General features: G+C 38.0%; 8 protein-coding genes. 4 read left to right on the forward strand and 4 right to left on the reverse strand.

Annotated features, from left to right (window positions below):
- Nucleotides 1–371: 371 nt before the first annotated feature.
- Nucleotides 372–965, reverse strand: coding sequence for a TetR/AcrR family transcriptional regulator (locus tag KPC_RS15160; protein WP_121975200.1), 594 nt, complete (start codon nucleotides 963–965; stop codon nucleotides 372–374).
- 86 nt (nucleotides 966–1,051) lie between these two features.
- Between KPC_RS15160 and KPC_RS15165 the strand changes: the two genes are divergently transcribed.
- Complete coding sequence (locus KPC_RS15165) at nucleotides 1,052–2,260, forward strand: oxygenase MpaB family protein (RefSeq protein WP_121975201.1); 1,209 nt, start codon at nucleotides 1,052–1,054, stop codon at nucleotides 2,258–2,260.
- Nucleotides 2,261–2,333: 73 nt separating this feature from the next.
- Here KPC_RS15165 and KPC_RS15170 read toward each other — a convergent pair whose 3' ends face one another.
- From KPC_RS15170 to def, 3 genes are all read right to left on the reverse strand, one after another.
- Entirely contained in the window at nucleotides 2,334–4,448 is a 2,115-nt protein-coding gene (locus KPC_RS15170; RefSeq protein ID WP_121975202.1) for a TonB-dependent receptor domain-containing protein, read from the reverse strand.
- 69 nt (nucleotides 4,449–4,517) lie between these two features.
- Nucleotides 4,518–4,931 carry a DUF2946 family protein gene (locus KPC_RS15175; protein ID WP_121975207.1) on the reverse strand — a complete coding sequence of 138 codons (414 nt, stop codon included), beginning with the start codon at nucleotides 4,929–4,931 and terminating at the stop codon, nucleotides 4,518–4,520.
- Nucleotides 4,932–5,055: 124 nt separating this feature from the next.
- Nucleotides 5,056–5,586: a peptide deformylase gene (gene def / locus KPC_RS15180; protein WP_121975203.1), complete on the reverse strand. Its 531-nt coding sequence runs from the start codon at nucleotides 5,584–5,586 to the stop codon at nucleotides 5,056–5,058.
- 123 nt (nucleotides 5,587–5,709) lie between these two features.
- On the opposite strand from def, the gene KPC_RS15185 reads away from it, so the two are divergent.
- From KPC_RS15185 to KPC_RS15195, 3 genes are read left to right on the forward strand one after another with little or no spacing between them, the layout of a single operon-like run.
- On the forward strand, nucleotides 5,710–6,864 hold the full coding sequence (locus KPC_RS15185; RefSeq protein ID WP_121975204.1) for a LysM peptidoglycan-binding domain-containing protein: 1,155 nt from the start codon (nucleotides 5,710–5,712) through the stop codon (nucleotides 6,862–6,864).
- Nucleotides 6,865–6,876: 12 nt separating this feature from the next.
- Nucleotides 6,877–8,010, forward strand: coding sequence for a DNA-processing protein DprA (gene dprA, locus KPC_RS15190; RefSeq protein ID WP_121975205.1), 1,134 nt, complete (start codon nucleotides 6,877–6,879; stop codon nucleotides 8,008–8,010).
- A gap of 46 nt (nucleotides 8,011–8,056) precedes the next feature.
- The gene (locus KPC_RS15195; protein ID WP_121975206.1) at nucleotides 8,057–8,626 is read left to right on the forward strand and encodes a Sua5/YciO/YrdC/YwlC family protein; all 570 of its coding nucleotides are present in this window, start codon (nucleotides 8,057–8,059) and stop codon (nucleotides 8,624–8,626) included.
- Nucleotides 8,627–8,944 lie beyond the last annotated feature (318 nt).

The raw sequence follows: 8,944 nt of genomic DNA on the forward strand, positions 1-8,944 counted from the left end.
TCAATGATAATTTATCGTTAATCAACCAGTAAAAATCCACACAAGTTGTTCTTCATATTCTCTTAATGATCTTCTTCATGGCTCATCGCCATCAAGCTAGGTCGGCTATATTACTCTCTATTTCTAGAAAGTCAACCATGATGTTCATTTATTTTTAAACAACCCAAACTCAATCAATTTCTTCAACTAACTGATTTTTAAGAAGTTTTAATCAACATCACCGCCGATGGATGTGCATTCTACAGCATTTTATGCACCTTGCAAGCGTTGTTTTAAAATAAATTATTCATCCGTCTAATTTTCAAACCATAAAATAATTAACATTTTGATTTTAATGAATAATTTATTTTAACCTATATTGAAATTATTTTTCACGCATCTAAGTAAGACAAAATCATTTTTGAAATTTCTTGCTTAAGCTGTTGTTCTGTAATTAAAAAATCTTGACCACTCACATAACGCATCATGGTAAACAAGGTGCTATTAATAATCACAAAAGATTTATTCTTTAAAGTTTCAAAATTCCATTCCGGGAAAAAACGGCTAAAAAGATACATACCTATTTCCAAAAAATGCTTTTCTAAGACATGTGCAGCATCTGAATGATTGTAACCATGCCAGTTTTTAAGAACTTCATTAAAAAAACCTCCATCGGATTTCATCGTATCGAAGCCAAACTGAATACTCATGGGAATAATTTCTTCTAGGCTAAGCTGATCTTGGGTCATGACGATTTGTTTTAGTGCCAATCCCAATTGATCACTTTTCCGAGATAACAATTCCTGGATAATTTCTTCTTTATTTTCAAAATATTGATAAATAGAACCTACACTCACTCCAGATTTTTCGGCAATTTTTGGTGTTGTAACCTGTAATAACCCTTGTTCAACAATACAAATTTGTGTGGCTTCTAAAATGTGATCGACAATTTTTTTTGCACGTTGTTGTTGTGGTCTTTTCCTCATCCTTTCACCTATTTATAAATGCGAATTGAATGCGAATAAATATTCATATTAGAGTCTGATTAAACAATAATCAGGAAATCGAAGCAATGCAAACCCTGAATATACCAAAGCGCCTGGCTTCTTTTGAAAAAATGCAACAAAGCAACTGGAAAACTCAAATTTTGAGTTTTATTGCCAAACAGAAACTGCAACCATCCTATGAAGAATATCTGTCCTTAAATCAAGCCTTACAACAAGGTGATGAGCCTATGGACAAATTACTACAATGGATCATGCAAAACCCCAAACAACATCGTTCATGGTTTGAAACAGCTCTTTATAAAGGGCTTGATCATCTACCACATGAAATCCCTGAATTAAAAATGTTTTTCGAGCAGGTCGAAACACCCCCTGCCTGGGTTGATCAAAATAAAATGCAGGAAGCCATTCAATTTACATACCGTCTAGGTATCAATAGTGGTTTTGTGTTAAGAGACCTTTCCTTGATGATGGGATATTTATTTCCAGGCTTTAATCAGCCACTTATCCTGACAGGCGCCTTAAACAAACAAGCCAACAAACGTTTGGCTGAAACTACAAAATGGTGGATTGACATCACGGAACCAAATGCTTTTGATCGTTTTAACAAAGGTTTTACTTCCACAATATATGTACGTTTTATCCATTCCTTAGTTCGCCATCATTTAGCTAAATCAGAAAAGTGGGATAGTGAAACCTGGGGATTGCCGATCAACCAATATGATCAGGCAATGACCAATATTGCATTTAGCGGTGTCTTATTATTAGGCGTAAGAGCACTGGGTATTTTGCCAACTAAAAAAGAAATAGATAGCTTCCTGCATTTCTGGAAATATGCAGGCTGGCTCATGGGAATTGATGAAAAATGGCTTGTTAATCAAGAAGCTGATGGATGGAGATTCCTCTACTGGATGACATTTGCCCATCCAAATCCAGATGAAACAAGCCTTGCTTTAGGTTCAAGCTTATCTAAAGAACCTTTTGAACGCCCTTATACACGTTTCACGGAATTCAATCGGAAATTGGCATATCGCCAACATTTATCTGTGACACAGTTTTTCTTGAGCCGACAAAAAATGAAAAAACTCGGACTTGAGCACCAAACAACTGCTTGGTTTGCCTATTATCTGCTTGCAAGAAATGTTCTTGTTTATACAGGAGCTCGACATTCTCAAAAACTGGATGAGTTTTTACAGAAAAATGGACGCCAAATGCAAAAACTGGGTTTTACGCTTTATCAGGGAGATAGTCTACAACTTGCGAGTATGCACCAATAGCCTTATATCAATTTTTTTAATTTCCAAACCTCCCTCATAAATTGGAGGGAGGCTTTTTTTATTCAATTGATCCTTAGAATTTCATACTCATACGTGCCCAATAATTACGTCCAATATTATTGAACTGTTCATTGGCAGCAAAACCAAATCCAGCATCACCAGCTTTGTTAAGGTGTTCGGTATATGCCTTATCCAAAACATTATCAATACCAATCGCTACATCAACATCTTTAGTCAAGTTATATGAAGCATTCAGAGACAACGTATTGAAAGCCTTACTCTCATTCATATCATAACCAACAATATTGCCTTGATTTAGACTGATACGGTCTTGCTTGGCAACGACTCGCCATAATGCACCTAACGTATATTTATCATGTACATAACGCAAGTTAAAACGTCCTTCTAAAGGTGCTATTTGCGGTAATGGTTTATGATCTGTGGTATTTTCACCCCATGCATACATTGCACTCACATCAGCTTGTAGATGATCAGTAAATTGATAACCAAGCCCAGCTTCTGCTCCTGCAATCGTTGCATCGACATTCGTTGAAATTGTTGGATTCATCATTCCAGCTGGTTTACTTGGATCATAGGTCATTAAAATATAATCATTGATTAGCCCCACATAAGCTGAAGTCCATGCATTCCAGGCACCGTGCTTAATTTGAGTTCCCAAATCCAGCTGAATGGTTTTTTCATTATCCAGATGATTAAATGCATTTGTTTTTGCAACCTTATAATCTGTACGCATGATTTCCCAATAGTCAGGGACACGTTCCACATAACCCAAGCCAATATAGTTCTTTAAACCATGCTCTGGGTTTTTATTTTCTAAACGGATAAAGGCGCTTGGTAAGGTTTCAGAACGACTCATTTGATCGCGTAAATTATCTATTTTCACATGATCAGCACGTGCACCCGCCACTAATTTGTTTTGTGGATTGAATGTATAAGTCAACTCACTAAATGCCCCATAAGATTCAAAACGCATATCTGTCTTGAATGGCATATTCATTGTTGGAGAAACCATATCTCCACCATGTTTATTAAACTGCGAGTCGATACCCGTTATAACACTTAACTTATTCCATTCTGTCGTCATGGCAAGACGTGAGTTTAGTGTACGGCGAGTAACACGCATGGATGTTTTATCTGGAACTAGATGTGGTTCACTCATGCTATGATCCATACCTTGCATATTCCCCATATCACCACTGGAATGATGCATCCCACCATGTCCCATACTGGCATTTAAATCCACCATTCCAGGATTTCTTAAACTAAAGTTGTCCATAATGTGATCGTTATAACTATAGTCAACTTGTCCCTCAATTTTCTTGATCACATCATTAATATTTTTCTTTTCAAAATGCAGTCCCAAACTCTCACGTGCAAATTGAGAACCATCGAGTGAACGACCAGCATATTCTGCCTCACCATCCGACTTTCCTCCACGTAATTCTATCCAAGTGTTCTCATCAGGTGTCCAGCCTAGAGCCAGATCAGCATTCCAGCGTTTCCATGATGACGGGATCTTATTTCCATCACCATCTTTATAACTGTTTGATTCTGAACGATTGGCATTAAGGCGCATATATTTTGTTCCATCACCAATCGCCGCTTCAACATTGTGATCAATACGACCATATGACCCCATCAACACGCTTGCCTGTCCACGATAAGGTTTGTCTGAAGTCAAATGTTCTGGTTCCCGTTCAAAAATCACAGTTGCTGCTGAACCTGTATTGGCGTATTGAACGGTCTGTGGACCTTTGATCACTGTTATTTTGTCAAAGCTTTCAGGCTGGATATATGAAGTAGGCGCATCCATACGTGCTGGACATGCACCCAGATTTTCTGTGCCATCTGTCAAGATTTTAATTCGTGAACCGAACATCCCGCGGAAGGTCACATCCCCATTGGTTCCACCATTTTTAATCGCATTAAAACCCATTATGCTTTTTAAATAGTCAGCGCCATCTGTAGCTGGAACAGGCTGAATGGGCTGTTTAGGGTCAGCATGGATAATCAACCCATTATCCGCATCAGCACTTTGTGCAGTCACGACAATCGGTGCTAAAGATGCCATTTGAATTTTTTGCTCTTGTGCAAATACTGTTGCTGAAGAAAGTGCAGTAATGATCGCAACCGTCAATGGCTGTAATAAAAATTGTGGCTTAACCATAACAATCTCTTTAAATCATAAATAAAACAAGACTGGAGTCAGACGAGACCCAAAAAATAAAGTTTTGATTTATGCAAAGACAGGAGGTGCTCGCCCTTGGGGGGTTAAGAAGAGTCGCTGCAGGACAAAATAAACATGTTTAAATGTTTTTTGAAATGCAATTAAACGAATCTGAATCCGATCTAAAACTTCTTTAACTTCAAGCTCTGGAGGCATGATCAGATGCCCATAAACTGTACAATACTGACAGGCATGACCAACTAGATCATGATGATGTTTTTGTTCAGTTTGTGCAGCAATTTGCATGGCATGATTATGCTGATGCTGAGACATCGAAGAATGTTCATGTAATGAATGTTGTGAAATATCTTGTTGTTTTATTTGTAAAACTGCATGCGTAATAGTTTCACAGACCGGAGCAACCTGATATTGCTTCGGTAGCAAAGGCTGCAAAAATACAGCAATCTGTAAAAACACTGCCATAAAGCCAAGCAGCAACCCGGTACGCAGAAACAAATAATCATCTCAACACTTTTTAAGACCCGAGTATAACAAAGCCCAATCGAAATTGGGCTAGCCTTAAGGATGAATTTTCAAAGAAAAAAACCTATCTTTTCACTGCAACTTTATCTTTCTGGCGCTGACGTACGACTTTTTCTACTTTTTCACGTGCGCGCTGACGTTTAAGTGGTGATAAATAATCAACAAACAATTTACCATTTAAGTGATCTAATTCATGTTGGATACAAACAGCGAGAAGTCCATCCGCTTCTATCTCAAATGATTGACCTTCAAGGTTTTTTGCCTCAATTTTTACGCGTGACGGACGCTCAACTTTATCGTATATTTGAGGAACTGACAGACAGCCTTCTTCGTATGGTTGTGTTTCTTCAGTCAGAGGGGTGACCTTAGGGTTAATAAACACCATAGGCTGATCTTTATTTTCAGATAAATCCATAACGATGAGCTGAATATGACGATCTACCTGTGTTGCAGCAAGACCAATACCTGGTGCTTCATACATGGTTTCGAACATGTCTGATGCAAGTTGGCGAATTTCGTCTGTGACTTCATCAACGGGTTTGGCAATGGTACGCAGACGGGGATCAGGAAAACTTAAAATAGGTAATAAGGCCATACTGTATCCTCATTGGCTATGCCATTGAACTTGAAAACAAATGAAGAATAAACTTCATGCTAATTAAAAAACGAATGCGTTAATTATAACGCAAATCAATACATAATTTTAGGAATTATGAGAATGAACTCAATTTTCAAAGGCATACATTTTAATGCCTTGGGGTTAAAAAAGTACACACTCATGCTTGCTGTGTGTGCAGGAATTGGTTTGGTTCCAACATATTCAATTCAAGCTGCTAGTCCCAATATCAACCCGCCATCACTGAAAGCCAATGCACCACATGTTTATATAGTCAAAAAAGGAGATACCCTGTGGGACATTTCAGCCAAATTTTTAAAAAAACCTTGGCGCTGGCCTGAAATATGGGCAAGCAATAAACATGTAAAGAACCCTCACTGGATTTATCCTGGAGATCGATTGCTACTCTGCAGTCTAAACGGACAGCCTTTAATTGGTAAAGACGAAGGTGATGGTTGTACAGGAATAATTCAGCGCTATACAGGTAAAAAAGTAACAAGCATTCAACCTAGAGTCAGGATCGAAGAACTAGCAAATACCATCCCAGTCATCTCACTTAGTGAAATTGAACCTTGGCTTGTCAGAAATACCATTTTTAATGCTGAATCCATACAGCATCTCCCTTATGTCCTGGGTACAGAAGACAAGCGGATTATCGCAGCCAAAGGACAGAAAATTTATATCCGTGGTGAGGGATTAAAGATCGGGCAGCAATATGCCGTATACCGGCAAAATGAACCTTATGTTTTTAAAGGTATAAATGGCAAGAAAATAAACGCAGGTACTGAACTTGAACAAGTTGCTAGTGGTTTAGCAACTGAATTAAAAAATGATATTGCAACACTTGAACTCACTGAAAGTTTTACCAGAGAAGTACGTAAAGGGGATTTGATCCTACCTTTATTTGAAGCAGAGCTACCCTCGATGTTTTATCCAACTTCCAAAAATGAAATTGTCCATGGTGGACATATTATTCGTGTGATGGGGGCAATTAATCGGGCTGCACAACGTAGTGTAGTCACCGTAGATAGAGGAACATTACAAGGTGCAAAAGTCGGGCAGGTATTTAGTATTGCGCAACGGGGTGAAATTGTAAAAGATCCAAAAACTAAAAAAAATGTAGAACTTCCTCAACAGCAAATTGGTCATCTAATGTTGTTCAAAACCTTTGACAACCTTAGCTATGCCTATGTACTGGACAGCTCCTTACCTATACAGGTTGGTGCTTCAATTCAATCGACTGAAGATGAAGACTAAGGAAATCATTCTATGCTGAATCAGATTCCTAAAACACAACTTGATTACATCAAACTCTGGTATTTGGTTCAGCATTCATTGTCCGCTTTTGCAAAATTGGAAAAGTATTTTGGTAGTATCGAATCAGCAATTGGAGAAAAGCAATTATTAAAATGGACTGAACTGAATCTACATCAAAATCATATTCAACGTGCTAAAGACTTTTTAACTGACTTAGGGCAACAAAAATTTGAAAAATGTTTGAACGATATCAAACAATATTCAGATTTTATCCTTACTCATAAGGATGCAGGATATCCCAAGCAGCTTCTTCCCTTTTCGGATCACCCACCTGTTCTTTTTGGAAAAGGATCTATACAAAATCTTTCTCAACCTCAAATCGCTATCGTCGGCAGTCGAAAACCTAGTCCTCATGGAAAGCAAGTTGCCTATGATTTTGCTTACTATTTAAGTGAAAAAGGTTTTTTTATCACCAGTGGATTAGCAGAAGGAATAGATGAAGCTGCACATTTAGGGGCCAATAAAAACCATAAGACAATCGCTGTAGTTGGTACAGGCTTAGATATGATTTACCCACATAAAAATCGGAGATTACAATCCGAGATTTTACAGCATCATGGCAGTATTGTTTCCGAGTTCTTACCGACAACACCTCCTGCACAGCAGAACTTTCCCCGACGAAACAGGATCGTCAGTGGTTTAAGCCTGGGTGTGCTTGTTGCTGAGGCTGCAACTCATAGCGGCTCACTCATTACAGCTAAACTAGCCGCTGATCAAGGTAAAACAGTCTTTGCAATTCCCGGACATATTTATGCCGAGTATCATAAAGGCTGTCATCAACTGATTCGGGAAGGTGCTGTTTTAATCGATCATCCTGAGCAAATCATTGAAGATCTGGCACTCCCGACACAATGGCATTCACAGCAACAATCCGAATCCATAATCTTACAATCACTTGAAGAAATACCTGAAAATTTATTTAAACTTTATCAGGAACTAGACTGGATTGGCTTAACTATTGACCAACTGGCCACAAAATTAAAATTGACCACAGCAGAATTAACTAGTGATCTCATGCAGTTAGAACTACTTGGTCTATGTATTCAACAATCAGGCTTGTACTTGCGTTGCCGTAAATTACATTAAGGTTCACAATAGACTTTATATTTGTAAATAGGTAAGGTGAACATCCATGATTACAACCTCTGTTGCTGAAGCGGCTGAATGTTTAAAACAAGGCAAAGTCTTAGCATATCCGACAGAGGGAGTTTGGGGATTAGGTTGTGATCCATATAATGAAGCAGCATTTTTAGAGATTTTAAAGCTAAAACAAAGACCTATTGAAAAAGGAGTAATTTTGCTAGCTGGGCAGCTTGCTCAGGTTGAACATCTTCTAAACAACCTAAATCCTGAAATTCGTGAACAGGTTATCGCGACATGGGCACACCATAGCCCAACCCAACGAGCAACGACATGGTTATTACCTGCAGATAGCACTATTCCAGTCTGGATTAAGGGTAAGCATTCACAAGTTGCTGTACGAGTTACCAATCATCCCCTGTGTACTGCATTATGCAATGCCTTTAACGGATTTATTGTATCAACCAGTGCCAATCCTGCCGGGCTTGAGCCAGCCCGGTCTTTACAAGAGGCAAACCATTATTTTGGTTCTGAACTCAATTACCTCAATGGTGATTTAGGGTTAAGCCAGCAACCCAGTAAAATTATTGATGCAATCAGTGGCCATATTATCCGTGATTAAACATCAAAATGAGCAAGCATCATAAACCTGCAAATTAATAACCAAGCTTATTCAAATAAATACAATTCACGTTATTTTTCATTTAAACTCAAACAAAAAAACTCAGCCATATAACATATGGCTGAGTATGAAAAGGATGTGCATACACATCCAGAGGGTCTTTAAAATCTATTGATCAAAATGCCTAAAAAATATGACATTTCATCGGATGGCGTATTATGCAATAAATATTTTTTGAATACAAACTAGTTAGTTACTGAATTTTTTCATACAAATCGAAACCTAAAATGAGAACAGGTCTTCGGTTAAAATTAAGTC

The organism is Acinetobacter stercoris, assembly GCF_900323515.1.
Taxonomy (GTDB): Bacteria; Pseudomonadota; Gammaproteobacteria; order Pseudomonadales; family Moraxellaceae; genus Acinetobacter; species Acinetobacter stercoris.

Coding starts and splice junctions, on each gene's coding strand:
- KPC_RS15185 (WP_121975204.1), top strand. CDS start 5,710: ATGAACTCAATTTTCAAAGGCATACATTTTAATGCCTTGGGGTTAAAA.
- KPC_RS15170 (WP_121975202.1), bottom strand. CDS start 4,448: ATGGTTAAGCCACAATTTTTATTACAGCCATTGACGGTTGCGATCATT.
- def (WP_121975203.1), bottom strand. CDS start 5,586: ATGGCCTTATTACCTATTTTAAGTTTTCCTGATCCCCGTCTGCGTACC.
- KPC_RS15165 (WP_121975201.1), top strand. CDS start 1,052: ATGCAAACCCTGAATATACCAAAGCGCCTGGCTTCTTTTGAAAAAATG.
- KPC_RS15175 (WP_121975207.1), bottom strand. CDS start 4,931: ATGGCAGTGTTTTTACAGATTGCTGTATTTTTGCAGCCTTTGCTACCG.
- KPC_RS15160 (WP_121975200.1), bottom strand. CDS start 965: ATGAGGAAAAGACCACAACAACAACGTGCAAAAAAAATTGTCGATCAC.
- dprA (WP_121975205.1), top strand. CDS start 6,877: ATGCTGAATCAGATTCCTAAAACACAACTTGATTACATCAAACTCTGG.
- KPC_RS15195 (WP_121975206.1), top strand. CDS start 8,057: ATGATTACAACCTCTGTTGCTGAAGCGGCTGAATGTTTAAAACAAGGC.